This window comes from Rhizobium lentis, assembly GCF_014200175.1.
GTDB classification, from domain to species: Bacteria; Pseudomonadota; Alphaproteobacteria; order Rhizobiales; family Rhizobiaceae; genus Rhizobium; species Rhizobium mulingense.
Map to the genome: position 1 here is coordinate 256,307 of NZ_JACHBD010000007.1, position 16,284 is coordinate 272,590.

Genomic DNA, 16,284 nt, shown 5'->3' on the forward strand with positions numbered 1-16,284 from the left:
CATGTATAAGCGCGCAAAATTTCCGAAATCGCGACATGTCCGTTTCGGCCGCCAGTCTGGCCGTGGGAATGTTTTGCCCGCAAGTGGAGTAAGAGAAATGGCTGTACCGAAGAGAAAAACGAGCCCGTCCAAGCGCGGCATGCGCCGTTCCGCTGATGCGCTGAAGGCTCCGACCTATGTCGAAGACAAGAATTCCGGCGAACTGCGCCGCCCGCATCACATCGACCTGAAGACCGGCATGTATCGTGGCCGCCAGGTTCTGACGCCGAAGGAAAGCGCATAATTTTCCGATCCGGCTTGTCCGATCGAAAGTTTCAAAGGCCGGCATCACGCCGGCCTTTTGCGTTTCGGCGATATAATATTTGCAATGGCTTGCAGTGGAGCAACGGTTTACGGCAGTATTCTTCCGGTCGCCAAGGAGAGATTGCCGATGATAGCCGCCATGCCGCTGATGATTATCCCGTTTATTCTCTACAATCTGGCGATGCTCGGCCTGATGGGCGACGGCGGCATTGCAGCGCTGCAGCACGACATCATTGTGCTGTCGATGCTCTCGGGCGCGATCTGGAGCATGGCGCTCGGCGATCTCTTCATCGTTATAGCGCTCGTCGTGCTCTTCTTCGAAATCCTGAAGGCAACCAGAACCGGCCCCGGCAACCTCATCAACCATATCTTGTCGATGCTGGTGTTCATCGCCTTCCTGGTCGAGTTTCTGCTCGTCCAGGACGCTGCGACGCAGGTATTCTTCATACTGATGACGATCGCTCTGATCGATGTGATCGGCGGTTTTGCCGTTTCGATCCGAAGCGCCGGGCGGGATGTCTCGATCGGCTTATAGGTTATCGAGCTTGTTCTGAAGGGCGCGGAGCTGCTCCTTCAGCTCGTCGATATCCTTGGCCTCGGCCTTGCGGCTTTCCTTGGCCGCCGGCGGGTTCATGAAAGGTGAGAACATCTGCATTGCCTGCTGAAACAGCTCCGTATTGCGGCGAACCTGGTCCTCGACCATCTGCATCGGCAATTGCAGATTCTTGCCGAGCGGCGTTTCGCCAAAGGCGCGGTTCACCTGCTCACGCATCTGCGCCTGCTGTTCGCTAAAGGCGCGCATCGAATGTTCGAGAAAGCTCGGCACGACCATCTGCATCTGGTCGCCGTAATAAGTGATGAGCTGGCGCAGGAAGGAGATGGGGAGCAGTGTGTTGCCGGTCTTCGATTCCTGTTCGAAGATGATCTGGGTCAGCACCGAATGGGTGATGTCATCTCCGCTTTTTGCATCCTGGACGGTAAAATCCTCGCCCTTATTCACCATCTCCGCCAGATCTTCCAGCGTCACATAGGTGCTGGTGCCTGTATTGTACAGGCGGCGATTGGCGTATTTCTTGATGACTATCTGACCCTCATTCTTCGCCATATCAGTCTCCTGAACCCCCGTCTGATTTATGGATGTTCCTCCACTTCAGACTGTAAACGCAAAAGAAGGCCGGTGACAATCTCTTTGTGCGATGCGGCAAACCTTTAACAGATCATACGAATCGGCTTTGCGGGCCGCCGCCGAAAAATGCCGGCGGCCGGTCTTCGCGTTTGACTTGTGCTAAAAGCTTTGCCAGTTTCCCCTAATGTAAGTGGGACGAAAAACGAGGAGCCTCCCCATGAGCAATTCATCCGTCGTCATCGCCAGCGCAGGTCGAACCGCAGTCGGTTCATTCAACGGCGCTTTCGCAACGGTCCCCGCCCATGAACTCGGTGCGGCCGTCATCAAGAGTGCGCTCGCGCGCGCCGGCGTCGAAGCCGGCGAAGTCGACGAGGTGATCCTCGGTCAGGTGCTGGCCGCCGGCGAGGGCCAGAACCCGGCCCGCCAGGCGGCAATCAAAGCCGGCATTCCCAAGGAAGCGACGGCCTGGGGCGTCAACCAGCTCTGCGGCTCGGGCCTACGCGCCGTCGCGCTCGGCATGCAGCAGATCGCCACCGGCGATGCCAGGATCATCGTTGCCGGGGGCCAGGAATCCATGTCGATGGCGCCGCATGCCTTGCATTTGCGCGGCGGCGTCAAGATGGGCGACGCGAAGATGGTCGACACGATGATCAAGGACGGCCTGACCGATGCCTTCCACGGTTATCACATGGGCATCACTGCCGAGAATATTGCGCGCCAATGGCAGCTTTCGCGCGACGAGCAGGATCAGTTCGCCGTCGCTTCGCAGAACAAGGCGGAGGCCGCCCAGAAAGCCGGCCGCTTTGCCGATGAGATCATCCCTTATGTCATCCAGACGCGTAAGGGCGACGTGACCGTCGATGCCGACGAATATATCCGCCACGGCGCCACGCTGGAGGCGATGGGCAAGCTGCGTCCGGCCTTCGACAAGGACGGCACGGTGACGGCTGCAAATGCCTCCGGTCTCAACGACGGCGCCGCCGCCGCGCTGCTGATGAGCGAAGCGGAAGCGGTCCGTCGCGGCATCCAGCCGCTCGCCCGCATCGTTTCCTGGGCAACGGCGGGGGTCGATCCTTCGATCATGGGCACCGGCCCGATCCCGGCGTCCCGCAAGGCGCTGGAAAGGGCCGGCTGGTCGGTCGGCGATCTTGATCTCGTCGAAGCCAACGAGGCTTTTGCGGCGCAGGCCTGCGCCGTCACTAAGGATCTCGGATGGGATCCAGCCATCGTCAACGTCAATGGCGGGGCGATTGCGATCGGCCATCCGATCGGCGCTTCCGGCGCGCGTGTTCTCAACACGCTGTTGTTCGAAATGAAGCGCCGCGGCGCGAAGAAGGGCCTGGCCACGCTTTGCATCGGCGGCGGCATGGGCGTCGCCATGTGTTTCGAGGCATTTTAATAGCACACGATACGATCCGTCATTGATTGAAATCCCGCTGCGTGCGGGCGAAAATACAAAGGGAGCGGAACATGAGTAGAGTGGCTCTGGTCACCGGAGGTACACGCGGCATCGGCGCGGCCATATCAATGGCGCTGAAAAACGCCGGATACAGGGTTGCGGCGACTTATGCCGGCAATGACGAGAAGGCCAGAGCCTTCCACGAGGTCACCGGCGTTGCCGTATTCAAGTGGGACGTTTCGGACTACGCCGCCTGCGGTGAAGGGATCGCCACGGTTGAAAGCGAGATTGGACCGGTCGAAATTCTCGTCAACAATGCCGGCATCACCCGCGATGCAATGTTCCACAAGATGACGCCGCAGCAGTGGCACGAGGTGATCAATACCAATCTCACCGGCCTGTTCAACATGACGCATCAGGTCTGGACCGGCATGCGCGACCGCAGCTTCGGGCGCATCGTCAACATCTCCTCGATCAACGGCCAGAAGGGCCAGATGGGCCAGGCGAACTATTCGGCCGCCAAGGCCGGCGATCTCGGTTTCACCAAGGCGCTTGCGCAGGAAGGCGCGGCGAAAAACATTACGGTCAACGCCATCTGCCCCGGTTACATCGGCACGGAAATGGTGCTTGCCGTGCCGGAGAAAGTGCTGAACGAACGGATCATTCCCCAAATTCCCGTCGGCCGTCTCGGCGAGCCGGAAGAGATTGCCCGTTGCGTCACCTTCCTCGTCTCCGATGATGCCGGCTTCATCACCGGTTCGACGCTGACGGCCAATGGCGGGCAGTTCTTCGTCTAGCCCATTCTCCGATCACGTGGGTCGAAAAGGGGAGCGCATCCGGCTGGATGCGCTCCTTTTCTGTCCCGGCATGCCACCGTTGGCGCTGACGGCCACGGCGAGCAAAGAAAAACGGGCGCCGAAGCGCCCGTTGGGAAGTCCGATATGCGTTGCTCGATCAGTAGCGGCAACGGGCCTCGTAGCGGCGGCCGTAGCGGTCGCGATAGATGCAGTAGCCGCGGCGTTCAACCGACTGGCCGATCAGAGCGCCGGTCAGACCGCCGGCAACGGCGCCGACAGCGGCACCACCCCAGCTATTGGTGACGGCGCCGCCGATAACCGCACCGGTACCGGCGCCGATCGCCGTGCCCTGCTCGGTCGCCGTGCAGGATGCGAGAGCGCCCACGAGCGCGCCAATGAGAACAATCTTCTTCATCATGTCGTAACTCCCCAGGTTGTCGGGCTTTAGATGCGGCCCATTAGTACAAGGATAATGATAATGACGAGAACTAGCCCCAAACCGCCGGAAGGTCCATAGCCCCAGCCACGGCTATAACCCCAATTCGGCAAGGCTCCGATCAAGAGCAGAATGAGGATAACGAGAAGTATCGTGCCAAGCATGGTGTGTTTCCTTCATTTCATCCGCAATCTGAATGGACAAGAAACACGCATTGGCGATTTTTGTTCCCGGTTGAGCGCGCGAATTGTGCTGCGAGGAGATTCATGGTTTGCGATCCGTGTTCCCCGGTAAATTGTCAATATGATTAAAAAGATGTTTAAATACAATATGTTGCGGCGAACAAAGCGGAAAAGTCGCTATGTCGCCGATTCGTCGGTGATTCGTTCCGTTTTTGATCGACCGATCGCACAAGCGGTTTCCCGGGCTTAGACTGTGTGAATTTCGTCGTCGAAAGGTTAACGCCTGTCCGAAGCATCAGATGCGAGGATCTGTCGCCTGCCTGCATCTAGCGGCGGGTGGCGGCGGCGCCACCAGATCTTGCCGTGAACGAAAGGTGAAAGCGGTTGGGTCGGCGATTCGTCTCCGCTTCGTTCCGGATTTGGTCGAGAAATTAATGTGGGGTGGAATTTTCGACCGGCAAAAAGCGCGCGACAGACCGCCGGCAAGGCGACGGAAATGCGAAGGGACAGACTCTCGCGATTCAGCATCTAGTAGGAAAAAGTGATTCAAAATCAATACTTAGCCGTGAACAAAAGCTGAATCAGCGGGAGTCAGCGATTCGTCGCTGATTCGTTCTCAGGCTGTTCCGAATCTGAAATGCGGGCGCTCCCGATGACTCGCAAAGGTCGTAATTGCGGAAGCATTTTAAAATCTGCCCTTGCGTTTGCGGCGATAGCTGTCCATGTGTTCTGTGCCTCCGTCGCGAGGCGACAGTTTTCCTGGGGCCGCCTGCCTCAATTGCATGGACGATGACTCTGACTTCGCAGCCGATGATTCTGAGCGGGCGCGGTGTGACCGCGATGCTCGGACCAACCAATACCGGCAAGACCCATTATGCTATCGAGCGCATGGTCGCACACGGGACCGGTGTGATCGGCCTTCCGCTCCGGCTGCTGGCGCGCGAGGTCTATACGCGGGTGGTGGAGAAGGTCGGTGTACAGAACGTGGCGCTGGTCACCGGTGAGGAAAAGATTTCGCCCGTCAATGCACGTTTTTCGGTCTGTACCGTCGAAGCGATGCCGCGTGAGACCAAGGCCGCCTTTGTCGCGATCGACGAGGTGCAGCTTGCCGGCGATCTCGAGCGCGGCCATATCTTCACCGACCGAATCCTGCATCTGCGCGGTCGCGAGGAAACGCTACTACTCGGCGCGGCAACGATGCGGCCGATCCTGCAGCAGCTCCTGCCCGGTATTACCATCGTCGAGCGGCCGCGGCTTTCGCACCTTTTCTACGCCGGACAGAAAAAGATCACCCGGCTGCCTCAGCGCTCCGCAATCGTCGCCTTTTCGGCCGACGAGGTCTATGCCATCGCCGAGCTCATCCGCCGGCAGCGCGGCGGCGCGGCTGTCGTGCTGGGGGCGCTCAGCCCGCGCACCCGCAATGCGCAGGTGGCGCTTTACCAGGCGGGCGACGTCGAATATCTGGTGGCGACCGATGCGATCGGCATGGGACTGAACCTCGATGTCGATCACGTTGCCTTCGCCCAGGACCGAAAATTCGACGGGTACCAGTTCCGCAACCTCAATCCGGGTGAACTCGGCCAGATAGCCGGCCGCGCCGGGCGGCATGTGCGCGACGGAACCTTCGGCGTCACCGGCCAGGTCTCGCCCTTCGACGAAGAGCTTGTGCAGCGCATCGAGGGTCACGAATTCGACAACGTCAAGGTTTTGCAATGGCGCACGACCGAGATGGACTTCTCCTCGATCAACGCGCTGCGCGCCAGCCTCGAGGCGGGACCGCGCGTGGCAGGGCTGACGCGAGCACTGCCCGCGGTCGACCAACAGGCGCTGGAACAGCTTTCGCGCTATCCGGAGGTCATCGATCTCGCCGATCGGCCGGCCCGCGTCGAAAAACTCTGGGAGGCTTGCGCACTTCCCGACTACCGGCGTATCACTCCGGCACAACATGCCGATCTTATCTCGACCCTCTTTTCCGATCTCGTCCGCTATGGCACGGTGAACGAGCAGTTTCTGGCGGAACAGGTTCATCGCTCGGACCGGACAGATGGGGAAATTGACACGCTTTCGGCGCGAATCGCGCAGATAAGGACCTGGACCTATGTTTCGAATCGGCCCGGTTGGCTGGCTGATCCGACACATTGGCAGGAAAAGACGCGGGAAATCGAAGATCGATTGTCCGATGCGTTACATGAAAGGTTGACGAAACGCTTTGTTGATCGCAGGACATCTGTGCTCATGAAGCGCCTGAGAGAGAATGCGATGCTGGAAGCTGAAATCAGTGTGAATGGCGATGTCTTCGTTGAAGGACATCATGTAGGGCAGTTAAGCGGATTCCGTTTCACGCCGGTGGCGGGAACGGACGGACCGGATGCCAAGGCGGTTCAGGCTGCGTCACAGAAGGCGCTCGCGCTCGAATTCGAAGCCAGAGCGGCGCGGATGCATGCCGCCGGCAATAGCGATCTGGCGATCGGCTCGGACGGGTTGATCCGCTGGCTCGGCGACCCGGTGGCGCGGCTTTCGGGCAGCGATCACGTCATGCGCCCGCGGGTGATCCTGCTGGCCGACGAACAGTTGACGGGCAATGCCCGCGATCACGTCGCCGCCCGCATCGAGCGCTTCGTCAATCACCACATCAGCACGGTGCTGAAGCCGCTCGACGATCTGTCGCGCGCTGAGGACCTGCAGGGGCTGGCCAAGGGGCTGGCCTTCCAGCTCGTCGAAAATCTCGGCGTGCTCTTCCGTCGCGATGTGACCGAGGAGGTGAAGTCGCTGGATCAGGAGGCCCGCGCCTCCATGCGCCGCTACGGCGTGCGTTTCGGCGCTTATCACATCTTCGTGCCGGCACTGCTGAAGCCGGCGCCGGCCGAATTGATCACGCTGCTCTGGGCGTTGAAGAACGACGGTCTCGACAAGCCGGGTTACGGTGACCTCATTCCCGTGCTGGCCGCCGGCCGTACCTCCGTCGTGACCGATCCGAGCTACGAGCGGATGTTCTACAAGCTCGCCGGCTTCCGTTTCCTCGGCAAGCGCGCCGTGCGCATCGACATTCTTGAGCGGCTTGCCGACATCATCCGTCCGCTGCTGCAGTGGAAGCCCGGTCAGAACAACCGTCCGGAGGGCGCCTATGACGGCCGCCGCTTCATGACGACGACGGCGATGCTGTCGATCCTCGGCGCGACGCTCGAGGACATGGAAGAAATCCTCAAGGGTCTCGGCTATCGCGCCGATGCCGTGAAGGCGGAAGAGGCCTCAGCTCATCTTGCCGCGCAGGACGCCGCTTCGGCGCCTGCCGCCGCTGCGGAAACCTCCGCGGACGAGACGGTGGAAAAGGCCGATCATGACGACGCCGACGCGGTGGCGGAAGAGGCTGCTTCCGAGCCTCCGGCGGCCTCGGCCGCAGCCGACGCGCCCGCGGCAGAAGCACTCCAAAGCACCCCTGCGGCCGAAACATCCGCCTCGGCGGAGGCTTCGGCTGCCGGCGATGCGACCGTTGCTATCGGGGAGGCTGGCGAACCGGCGGAACCGAAGCCGGTTCTTCTGTGGCGCCTCGGCGGCCGCAATGATAATCATCGCCAGGCGCGTGGTCATGGCGAACGCCGCGGTGGCCAGGGCCACGATCGCGGCCAGAACCAGGACCGCGGCGAGCGCAATCGCCGTCCGGGCGGCGGTGAAGGCGGCGAGGGCAATCGCGGCGACGGACGCGACAACAACCGCAACAACCGCGGCAAGGACGGCGGTCGCGATGGCCGGCCGCAGCAGGCAAGGGGCGGCGAGCGCAAGGACCAGCCGCGCGGCGACCGGCAGGATCGCGGCGATCGCAATGATCGCAATGACCGTAACGACCGCAACAACAATCGCGGAGCCCAGCCGCTGCGCTTCGAGGCCAAGCCGCCGCGCAAGGAGAAGCCGATCGATCCGGATTCTCCCTTCGCCAAGCTCGCAGCTCTCAAGGAACAGATGAAGAAGTAGTCATGGGCGGGGAGACACAGCCGACAAGCGGTTCGCGCCAGCGCATCGACAAGTGGCTGTTCTTCACGCGCATGGTGAAGTCGCGTTCGCTGGCGCAGAGCCATGTCCAGTCGGGGCACGTGCGCATCAACGGCGAGCGTTGCAGCCATCCGAGTCAGATGGTCAAGCCGGGCGACCGCATCGAATTGACGCTGGAACGGCGTGACATCGTTCTCATCGTACGCCTCGCCGGGGAGCGGCGGGGTCCCTATGAGGAGGCCCGCCTCCTCTATGATGACCAATCCCCGCCGCCAGATGAGGCAAAACGCCTCACCCCCTACGAGCAGGCGATCCGGGCGACCGGGACCGGCCGTCCGACTAAAAAGGAAAGACGCGCAATTGACAGGCTGATGTCGGACGAGGATTAGAAAACTCTGTCTGCGGCGGCGGCTTTTGCAGATCGTTTATCCTTGAATTCCGGCGATAAAGCCGATAGGTCACTGACAATCTGCCGGAAGCGTGCTTGCCTCCCAAGCCTGTCCACGCTTTTCGTCCGGCACGGGGATAGGCGCGACGTTCCAGGTTGCCCGGCCCCATCCGCATGGAAGTCCTGGAGTTCTTCATGACCTATGTCGTGACCGACAATTGCATCAAGTGCAAATACACCGATTGCGTAGAAGTCTGCCCCGTCGACTGCTTCTATGAAGGCGAGAATTTCCTCGTCATCCATCCCGACGAATGCATCGATTGCGGCGTCTGCGAACCCGAGTGTCCCGCCGAGGCGATCAAGCCGGATACCGAGCCGGGCCTCGACAAGTGGCTGAAGATCAACACCGAATATGCCAGTATCTGGCCGAATATCACGGTCAAGAAGGATCCGCTGCCGGAGGCCAAGGAGATGGACGGCCAGACCGGAAAATTCGAGAAGTATTTCTCCGAAAAACCCGGCGCCGGCGATTAGCACGGCTGGCCGATCGACCGCCGGATTTGGGCGTTTACTCGATGAAACGTTTTAAATCCTGCGTGTCGCATATGGGTGGTGTGTGTTGCCCGCATGACTCAGGCGAACCAAATTATTGATTTCCTCATATTTTTATGATAGGTTTCGCCTACTGTTCCATTTGTGGCATGACGCATGCCCAAAACCATCACGAAAGCAAAACCAATCCGTACGCGGTTTCCGTGACATATCAACGCTTTGAGCGTGGGATCCCCCAGATCGCGCGCAAGAAGTCCTTGCTTTTGCCTGATGGGACCAGAGTGAAGTCACCCGACGGATGCAACCGTCTCAACCGGGCCTGACTGACCCGGCTCCGGCCGCCGCCGGAAGCGTAACAGGGAGTTTTTGGATAGAATGACGACTCAGCAGAAAAAACCTTCTACAGCACGTCACGGCTTCAAGACCGGTGAATCGATCGTCTACCCCGCTCACGGCGTCGGTACCATCACCGCTATTGAAGAGCAAGAAGTTGCCGGCATGAAGCTCGAACTTTTCGTTATCGATTTCGAAAAGGACAAGATGCGCCTGAAGGTTCCGGTCGCCAAGGCTATGAGCATCGGCATGCGCAAGCTTTCGGAAACGGATTTCGTCGATCGTGCATTGAAGGTCGTGCAGGGCAAGGCGCGCGTTAAGCGCACCATGTGGTCCCGCCGCGCCCAGGAATATGATGCCAAGATCAATTCCGGTGATCTGATTTCCATCGCTGAAGTCGTGCGTGATCTCTATCGTGCGGAGAATCAGCCCGAGCAGTCCTATTCCGAGCGCCAGCTCTACGAGGCTGCGCTCGATCGCATGGCGCGCGAGATCGCCGCTGTCAACAAGATGTCGGAAACGGAGGCCGTGCGCCTCGTCGAGACCAATCTCAACAAGGGTCCGAAGCGCGGCAAGGCCATCGAAGAAGACGACTCGCAGGACGAAGCCGCATGACGCGACTTTCTTTTTCCTAAAAAAACCCGGCCATCGAGCCGGGTTTTTTTATTGGAACTTTTTCGCGACTGCCGCGTTTATCACACGTAATTGCGGACTGCTCGTCGGGCGATGCTCGTCGGGCGAACTGCTATTCCGTCATGTTCGATGAGGAGCGGATCATGCTTTTTCAATATTGCCCATCCGGCAACGGGAAGAAACAGGTCCGGCCCAGCCGTCTCAGCGGCACATGATGAGAATTAGGGCTTCTCCCTGAAAAGTCCAGGGGTGAGGCCTTTTGCATTCAGAACCCCATTCAGTCCGGACAGCGATGTTCCGGAACGTGAGTTTTATTGTTCATTTTGAGGGCGAAGGCCTGTTTCGGGAGATCGAAATGAAGAACATGTCTGCAGATCGGCGCATGATCAAAATCGCGATGGCCGCCCCCTATCTCGCCCGTCAGGAAGAGCACGATCTCGCCACACGCTGGAAAGATCACGACGATCGCGGTGCGCGCAACCAAATCGCCATGGCGCATATGCGCCTGGTGATCTCCATGGCCGGCAAGTTCCGCAATTTCGGCCTGCCGATGAGCGACCTCGTGCAGGAGGGCTATGTCGGACTGCTGGAAGCGGCCGCGCGTTTCGAACCGGAACGTGATGTGCGCTTTTCGACCTATGCCAGCTGGTGGATCAGGGCGTCGATCCAGGACTATATCCTGCGCAACTGGTCGATCGTGCGCGGTGGCACGAGTTCGGCGCAGAAGGCGCTGTTCTTCAATCTGCGTCGCCTGCGCGCCAAGCTCGCCAAGGGCGACACGCAACTGACGCTGCAATCGATTCATCAGGAAATCGCCGCCGCCCTCGGCGTCAGCCTTGCCGACGTTCAGACCATGGATGCCAGACTTTCCGGCAACGACGCTTCGCTGCAGGCGCCCTCGGTCTCCGGCGATGCCGAGAGTGCGGAGAAGATGGATTTTCTCGTCAGCGACGATCCGTTGCCGGACGAACAGGTTTCCAACATGATTGACGGCGAGCGCCGCCGCGTCTGGCTCGCCTCGGCGCTGAAACATCTCAACGAACGCGAGATGAAGATCATCAGCGCCCGGCGACTTGCCGAAGATGGCGCTACGCTCGAAGAACTCGGCGCCGATCTCGGCATTTCCAAAGAGCGTGTGCGGCAGATCGAAAGCCGGGCGATGGAAAAGCTTCGCAGTGCGCTGGTCAGCGCCGACCCGCATATGGCGGCCTACGCGTAGCCCGAGAGTGCTTACAGCATCCTTTGCGCGTTTGAAAAGACGCGCGCCGTAAACCTCGTTCCCCTCCAGCAGCACAGACTGGCCCGGCGCAAGCCGGGCTTTTTTTACTCGGCAATGATCTTGACGCGATCGCCGGGTGAAACGGCCGCGCCCATGGGCAGGGCGTTGATGAGTTTGAAGAGATCGAGCTTGCGGTCGGTGCCCATCATCCGGGCGGCAAGCGTCGAGATGTTCTCGCCCGGCCGCACCGTGACGACACGGATGCGCATCGGCTTCAGCGAGGCCGCTTCCGCCGGCGTCATGCGCCGGAAACTCGCCCGCAGAACATTGGCCGTCGGCTCCAGGGCCTCGCTGCCTTTCGGCACCGCGGTGAGGAAACGGAAGATCTGCGCATTGTTGCGGATCACGGTGACATCGAAATCCCAGCGATCGGCGCTGGCGCGTGCGGTGGCAGCTTCCATGCCATTGACGGTGATCTGCTGGATGGTCGACGGATCGAGACCGGTCACCCAGCCGCTGGAGATATAGTTGGTAAGGCTCTGGTTCTGGTTGTCGGCGACGCCATCGAAACGGACGGCGATGTCGCTCGGGCCGGTGGCCATCACCGCCTCGACCTTGTTATCGATGTGAAAGTCCGGCGGCACGTCGAAGCGGATGCCGAGACCGCCGTGCAGGAAGGTCTGACCGCGCACATAGCCTTCTTCCGGGCTGTCGCCGTAGAGCAGGCCGTCTATGCCGTCGAGATAATAATCGCGGCCCTTGTCGCCGACCGAACCTTCCTGGCCGAAGGCCCGCGCATGGGTGCGGGCAAGCTCGATGCGCTGGGCGGAATTCGGGTGGCTCGACAGGAAGTCGAGGCTCTGGTCGGCTTCCGGATCGACCGACATGAAGCGGCTGTAGGCCGCCATGGAATCGAGGAAGCGGGCGGCCGCATAGGGATCGTAACCGGCTTCGCCAAGCATGCGCACGCCGATGACATCGGCCTGCAGCTCCTGCTGGCGGGAGAAGGCGGCCAGCCGCAGCTTGCCGCGGGCCAACGCCTGTTTGCCGGCGATATCGCTGGAAAGGACCTCGGCGACGACGCGGCTGGCGATGACCTCCGCCTCTTCGCGCTTCTGCCGCTCGATGCCGTGGTTCGCCGTCACATGGCCCATCTCATGCGACAGCACGGCGGCGACCTCCGAGGCGTCATTGGCAAGGGCGAGCAGGCCGCGCGTAACGTAGAGATAACCGCCCGGCAGCGCGAAGGCGTTGATAGCCGGCGAGTTCAAGATGGTGATGCGGTAGGACTGGCTCGGATTTTCCGACACCGCCGTGAGCGCGCCGGCGATGCGGGCGACGAGACGCTCGGTCTTGGCATCCTTATATTCGCCGCCGTAGCTTGCCACGATGCGCGGATGTTCCCGCGCGCCCATCGCTGCACGCGGGTCGTTCTTCTGCACCTCGTCAACGATCTGCGGATTGGAAGACGGCGAGATGCTCGGCTGATAGGATTGTTCTATCAGCGATTGACACCCGTTCAGCGCCATTGCGATGGCTGACAGCAACATCAGCTGACGCGCGAAACGGCGCGGCGCGGAGATGGCATCACTGGAAAGCGCGGGTGATTTCCACGTCGTCAAGCTGTCCAGTCTGGTTCTCCGCATCATCTCGCTGCTTTGCCGGTTTGCCGCAAATCGGGACCGGCCTTGGCAAGGGGAACTCAACAGGTGTGCACCCCTGATCTCGCGCTGCACAATAGGCCGATACAAGTCATTGCTGTAGCTGATTTACGCATCGGTTGCATAGCGAGACTCTGTTTAATTGTGGCGCCGTTGCATTTTGGCAATGCCTCAGCCTTGAGGTCTCCCTTCGCTCGGATGAAATTATGGCGAAAGTTCCGTCACGCGGCGCTGATTTGTCGGCGCCACGGAAAAAGAACGGAGTGATTGAGGCAATCGCCGCAGAAACAGAAACAGCGCACGAAAACAACAACTCCTGATCGTGATTCTCAGGACGGGACACCTGATGTGAAGCGTTCCGATTTTGCCATCGGGCTATTCCGCCGCTTCCGCCCTTGCCGGTTGCAGTTGCTTCGTCTCGCCGGCGCGCGGCAGCTGCACGGGCTTCACCATCACAGCGGCGGCAAGGCCGATCAGGGCAATGGCGCAGGAGGTCACGAACAGCGGCGAGAAGGCGGCGGCATAGAGATCCGCGACGGCCTGGCGGCTGGCTTCGGGAAGCGCGGCCATCATCTTCGGCGTCAGCTGTTCGATATCGGCAACCCCGGCAATGGGAATGCCGGCCTTGCCGAGACCAGAGGCGATGATGGCGCCGTAGATGGAAATGGCGATCGAAGCGCCGCCCATGCGCGAGAGCGTCACCGAGCCGGTCGCGGCGCCGACGTCGCGGGCCGGCGCAGCATTCTGCACGCCGATAACGGGAACCTGCTGGGCAAGGCCGATCCCGATTCCGTGCAGCAGCATAATCGCCCCGATGAAGACGATTGGCGTTCCGGCCTGGATCTGCGACATCAGCGCGAAGGCGACGGCGCTACAGGTGAAACTGGCGACGGCGAAGGGTTTGTAGCGCCCCGTTCTGGAAATGATGCGGCCTGCCGATAGCGATCCGCACACGAGACCGCCCGTGAGAAGGATGAACAGAAGGCCGGCGGCGGATGGCGAAAGACCCGTCGTCGTCTGCAGGAAGAGAGCGAAGTAATTGACCATGCCGATGGCAATGGCGCCGCCCATGATCGAGATGATCAGCAGCAGGCTGAAGGTCGAATTGCGGAAGAGCTGCAGCGGCAGGATCGGCTCCAATGCGCGGCGTTCGACGAAAACCCAGGCGACGGCGCAAACGATGCCGAAGGCGACGACGCCAATGCTCTCAGGCGAGATCAATGCGCCGAACAGTTCGCTGCTATCGGTGGCGAGCACGATGCTCGTCGTCGTCAACGCAAGCAGCAGCGCACCGGCATAGTCGATCTTGGGGCGGCGATGCGGTTTGCGGTAAGGTAGCATGAAGGCAAGGCCGGTCAGCGCGATGAAGCCGATCGGCACGTTGACGAGGAAGATCGAGCGCCAGCCGAAGAGGTCACTCATCGTACCGCCGAGCACTGGCCCGACCGCGCCCGACGCCATCAGCACCAGGCTGGAATAGCTCTGATAGCGCGCCCGCTCGCGTGGCTCGAACAGATCGGCGTTGACGGCAAAGATCGATACCATGATGCCGCCGCCGCCGAGGCCTTGTAGCACGCGGGCGGCTATTAGCGTATCCATCGAGACAGCGAGGCCGCAGACCGCAGAGCCGACGGTGAAGATTGCGATCGCCGTCATCATCACGTATTTGCGGCCGAAGAGATCGCCGAGCTTGCCGTAAAGCGGCATGACGGCGCTGAGAGCCAGAAGATAGGCCGATCCGATCCAGCCGAAACGTTCGAGATGGCCGAATTCGCCGACGATCGTCGGCAGCGCCGTGGAAACTATCTGATTATCCAGCGTCGCCATGAACATGGCGGTCATCAGGAAGAAGAAGAGGATAAGCCGGCGACGAGGATCCGTCACCAGCGGCGCAGGCGCGAGTTGCATGTCCATGGATGCTTCGTTCCGATTGGTCGGCTTTTTATGTGCTGTTAGCATATAGTTGTCAATAGCACATTATTGACGCGGGCATATTCAGTTTCCGCTTCCGCTCTGTTATGGTGTCGTGATGAATGAAACTCTGACCAGCATCCTGTCCAACAGCCCGGCCGAGCCGGACGACAACGTGCCCCTCATCGGCCGGAGCATGGCGCGCATGCGGCTGCTGACAGGACGGCGGCTGATCGGCCGGTTGGCCATCCAAAGCGCCGCACCGGGCCTCGAGCTTTCGCATCTCGATGTGCTCGATGCCGTGCGCAGGGCGCAGCCTGCCGGCGAGGTCACGGTCGGCCTGATCGCGGAGATGCTGCGCATCGATCCCTCACGGGCAAGTAGGGTGGTCGCCGACATGGTCGGACGCAACGTGCTGCGCCGCGAGGCATCGCAAGCCGATGCGCGGCGGATCGTCGTCGTCATGACGGCGGCGGGTGAGGCCCTGCTTGCAGAGATCCGCGCGCAGAAATTCGCAATCATCTCTCAGATCGTCTCCGATTGGCCTGAAGAGGATGTCGAACGTTTCGCAACGCTGTTCGATCGTTTTATCGGCGGTTACGAGGCGATCTTCCTGTCGCGTGACAAGGATACGCCGGGTTGAGGTGATCCCCGATCCTTCGGCCCTTCCCCTCGACCCCCCGTTTGCGCTAAGGGCAATGCCCATGAGCCAATCGACCTTCACCATTCTGCTCGGCGGCGAACTCAGCCTGACGGAGCGCCTTCGCCGTGCGATCGGCGGCAGCCGCTTCATCGCAGCCGATGGCGGCATGCGGCATGCGGCGGCACTCAGCGTGACGCCGGAGCTCTGGGTCGGCGATTTCGATTCGACTCCGGCCGATCTCGACGGGGCGTTTCCCAATGTGCCGAGACAGCCTTACCCGGCGGCAAAAGCAGCGACGGACGGCGAAATCGCCGTATCGGAAGCGATCGCCCGCGGTGCGCGGCGGCTGATCCTCGCCGGCGCGCTCGGCGGCGAACGCTCCGACCATGCGCTCCAGCATCTGTTGTCGGCCGTCAGCCTGGCGGAAGAGGGTTTCGATGTGCTGCTGACCTCGGGCAAGGAGGAGGCGGTGCCGTTGATTGCCGGCATGATCGAACTCGATCTCCCCGCAGGCAGCCTGTTTTCAGTGCCCGGATTCAGCCCGCTGACCGGCCTTTCGATTGAGAATGCGCGTTATCCGCTCACGGATTACGATCTGCCTTTCGGCTCGTCGCGCACCATTTCCAACGTGGCGAAAGGCAAGGTTCGTTTTTCGCTCGGCAGCGGCCGGGCGATCGTGCTTGCCCGACCTTACGATCTTTCCGGAGTCTGATT

The 16,284-nt window shown here is 60.8% G+C and carries 16 protein-coding genes; 11 read left to right on the forward strand and 5 right to left on the reverse strand.

The features are described from left to right. Nucleotides 1–97: 97 nt before the first annotated feature. Together rpmF and GGI60_RS18455 are read left to right on the forward strand one after the other, a co-directional pair. Nucleotides 98–283 (forward strand): 50S ribosomal protein L32, encoded by a 186-nt coding sequence (rpmF, locus tag GGI60_RS18450; protein ID WP_003543812.1) that lies wholly within the window; start codon nucleotides 98–100, stop codon nucleotides 281–283. Nucleotides 284–430: 147 nt separating this feature from the next. Next, on the forward strand, nucleotides 431–838 hold the full coding sequence (locus tag GGI60_RS18455; RefSeq protein ID WP_183840209.1) for a hypothetical protein: 408 nt from the start codon (nucleotides 431–433) through the stop codon (nucleotides 836–838). On the opposite strand, the gene phaR is transcribed toward GGI60_RS18455, so the two are convergent. Further along, complete coding sequence (gene phaR, locus GGI60_RS18460) at nucleotides 833–1,408, reverse strand: polyhydroxyalkanoate synthesis repressor PhaR (RefSeq protein ID WP_183934845.1); 576 nt, start codon at nucleotides 1,406–1,408, stop codon at nucleotides 833–835. The genes GGI60_RS18455 and phaR overlap by 6 nt on opposite strands. Nucleotides 1,409–1,646: 238 nt before the next feature. On the opposite strand from phaR, the gene GGI60_RS18465 reads away from it, so the two are divergent. Together GGI60_RS18465 and GGI60_RS18470 are read left to right on the forward strand one after the other, a co-directional pair. Further along, nucleotides 1,647–2,828: an acetyl-CoA C-acetyltransferase gene (locus GGI60_RS18465; RefSeq protein ID WP_183917535.1), complete on the forward strand. Its 1,182-nt coding sequence runs from the start codon at nucleotides 1,647–1,649 to the stop codon at nucleotides 2,826–2,828. Nucleotides 2,829–2,899: 71 nt separating this feature from the next. Continuing rightward, nucleotides 2,900–3,625, forward strand: a complete 726-nt coding sequence (locus tag GGI60_RS18470; protein ID WP_038691952.1) for a beta-ketoacyl-ACP reductase — start codon at nucleotides 2,900–2,902, stop codon at nucleotides 3,623–3,625. A gap of 157 nt (nucleotides 3,626–3,782) precedes the next feature. Here GGI60_RS18470 and GGI60_RS18475 read toward each other — a convergent pair whose 3' ends face one another. Then, a complete protein-coding gene (locus GGI60_RS18475) occupies nucleotides 3,783–4,043 on the reverse strand; it encodes a YMGG-like glycine zipper-containing protein (protein WP_009991900.1) in 261 nt (86 codons plus the stop codon). A gap of 26 nt (nucleotides 4,044–4,069) precedes the next feature. Beyond that, complete coding sequence (locus tag GGI60_RS18480) at nucleotides 4,070–4,225, reverse strand: DUF3309 family protein (protein WP_003543790.1); 156 nt, start codon at nucleotides 4,223–4,225, stop codon at nucleotides 4,070–4,072. An 807-nt stretch (nucleotides 4,226–5,032) separates the two neighbouring features. On the opposite strand from GGI60_RS18480, the gene GGI60_RS18485 reads away from it, so the two are divergent. From GGI60_RS18485 to GGI60_RS18505, 5 genes are all read left to right on the forward strand, one after another. Continuing rightward, nucleotides 5,033–8,212 (forward strand): helicase-related protein, encoded by a 3,180-nt coding sequence (locus GGI60_RS18485; RefSeq protein ID WP_183917537.1) that lies wholly within the window; start codon nucleotides 5,033–5,035, stop codon nucleotides 8,210–8,212. A 2-nt stretch (nucleotides 8,213–8,214) separates the two neighbouring features. Further along, the gene (locus GGI60_RS18490) at nucleotides 8,215–8,619 is read left to right on the forward strand and encodes an RNA-binding S4 domain-containing protein (protein WP_183917540.1); all 405 of its coding nucleotides are present in this window, start codon (nucleotides 8,215–8,217) and stop codon (nucleotides 8,617–8,619) included. A 194-nt stretch (nucleotides 8,620–8,813) separates the two neighbouring features. Then, the gene (gene fdxA / locus GGI60_RS18495) at nucleotides 8,814–9,152 is read left to right on the forward strand and encodes a ferredoxin FdxA (protein WP_183917542.1); all 339 of its coding nucleotides are present in this window, start codon (nucleotides 8,814–8,816) and stop codon (nucleotides 9,150–9,152) included. Nucleotides 9,153–9,545: 393 nt separating this feature from the next. Further along, nucleotides 9,546–10,118 carry a CarD family transcriptional regulator gene (locus GGI60_RS18500; RefSeq protein ID WP_011427211.1) on the forward strand — a complete coding sequence of 191 codons (573 nt, stop codon included), beginning with the start codon at nucleotides 9,546–9,548 and terminating at the stop codon, nucleotides 10,116–10,118. 373 nt (nucleotides 10,119–10,491) lie between these two features. Then, on the forward strand, nucleotides 10,492–11,355 hold the full coding sequence (locus GGI60_RS18505) for an RNA polymerase factor sigma-32 (protein ID WP_018244054.1): 864 nt from the start codon (nucleotides 10,492–10,494) through the stop codon (nucleotides 11,353–11,355). A gap of 104 nt (nucleotides 11,356–11,459) precedes the next feature. On the opposite strand, the gene GGI60_RS18510 is transcribed toward GGI60_RS18505, so the two are convergent. Together GGI60_RS18510 and GGI60_RS18515 are read right to left on the reverse strand one after the other, a co-directional pair. Beyond that, nucleotides 11,460–13,004 (reverse strand): M48 family metalloprotease, encoded by a 1,545-nt coding sequence (locus GGI60_RS18510; protein WP_183917544.1) that lies wholly within the window; start codon nucleotides 13,002–13,004, stop codon nucleotides 11,460–11,462. A gap of 387 nt (nucleotides 13,005–13,391) precedes the next feature. Then, nucleotides 13,392–14,930 carry an MDR family MFS transporter gene (locus tag GGI60_RS18515; protein WP_183917547.1) on the reverse strand — a complete coding sequence of 513 codons (1,539 nt, stop codon included), beginning with the start codon at nucleotides 14,928–14,930 and terminating at the stop codon, nucleotides 13,392–13,394. 115 nt (nucleotides 14,931–15,045) lie between these two features. Between GGI60_RS18515 and GGI60_RS18520 the strand changes: the two genes are divergently transcribed. Next, on the forward strand, nucleotides 15,046–15,570 hold the full coding sequence (locus tag GGI60_RS18520) for a MarR family winged helix-turn-helix transcriptional regulator (RefSeq protein ID WP_183917549.1): 525 nt from the start codon (nucleotides 15,046–15,048) through the stop codon (nucleotides 15,568–15,570). A gap of 55 nt (nucleotides 15,571–15,625) precedes the next feature. Further along, nucleotides 15,626–16,282 carry a thiamine diphosphokinase gene (locus tag GGI60_RS18525; protein WP_183917551.1) on the forward strand — a complete coding sequence of 219 codons (657 nt, stop codon included), beginning with the start codon at nucleotides 15,626–15,628 and terminating at the stop codon, nucleotides 16,280–16,282. Nucleotides 16,283–16,284 lie beyond the last annotated feature (2 nt).

Coding starts and splice junctions, on each gene's coding strand:
- rpmF (WP_003543812.1), top strand. CDS start 98: ATGGCTGTACCGAAGAGAAAAACGAGCCCGTCCAAGCGCGGCATGCGC.
- GGI60_RS18455 (WP_183840209.1), top strand. CDS start 431: ATGATAGCCGCCATGCCGCTGATGATTATCCCGTTTATTCTCTACAAT.
- phaR (WP_183934845.1), bottom strand. CDS start 1,408: ATGGCGAAGAATGAGGGTCAGATAGTCATCAAGAAATACGCCAATCGC.
- GGI60_RS18465 (WP_183917535.1), top strand. CDS start 1,647: ATGAGCAATTCATCCGTCGTCATCGCCAGCGCAGGTCGAACCGCAGTC.
- GGI60_RS18470 (WP_038691952.1), top strand. CDS start 2,900: ATGAGTAGAGTGGCTCTGGTCACCGGAGGTACACGCGGCATCGGCGCG.
- GGI60_RS18475 (WP_009991900.1), bottom strand. CDS start 4,043: ATGATGAAGAAGATTGTTCTCATTGGCGCGCTCGTGGGCGCTCTCGCA.
- GGI60_RS18480 (WP_003543790.1), bottom strand. CDS start 4,225: ATGCTTGGCACGATACTTCTCGTTATCCTCATTCTGCTCTTGATCGGA.
- GGI60_RS18485 (WP_183917537.1), top strand. CDS start 5,033: ATGACTCTGACTTCGCAGCCGATGATTCTGAGCGGGCGCGGTGTGACC.
- GGI60_RS18490 (WP_183917540.1), top strand. CDS start 8,215: ATGGGCGGGGAGACACAGCCGACAAGCGGTTCGCGCCAGCGCATCGAC.
- fdxA (WP_183917542.1), top strand. CDS start 8,814: ATGACCTATGTCGTGACCGACAATTGCATCAAGTGCAAATACACCGAT.
- GGI60_RS18500 (WP_011427211.1), top strand. CDS start 9,546: ATGACGACTCAGCAGAAAAAACCTTCTACAGCACGTCACGGCTTCAAG.
- GGI60_RS18505 (WP_018244054.1), top strand. CDS start 10,492: ATGAAGAACATGTCTGCAGATCGGCGCATGATCAAAATCGCGATGGCC.
- GGI60_RS18510 (WP_183917544.1), bottom strand. CDS start 13,004: ATGATGCGGAGAACCAGACTGGACAGCTTGACGACGTGGAAATCACCC.
- GGI60_RS18515 (WP_183917547.1), bottom strand. CDS start 14,930: ATGGACATGCAACTCGCGCCTGCGCCGCTGGTGACGGATCCTCGTCGC.
- GGI60_RS18520 (WP_183917549.1), top strand. CDS start 15,046: ATGAATGAAACTCTGACCAGCATCCTGTCCAACAGCCCGGCCGAGCCG.
- GGI60_RS18525 (WP_183917551.1), top strand. CDS start 15,626: ATGCCCATGAGCCAATCGACCTTCACCATTCTGCTCGGCGGCGAACTC.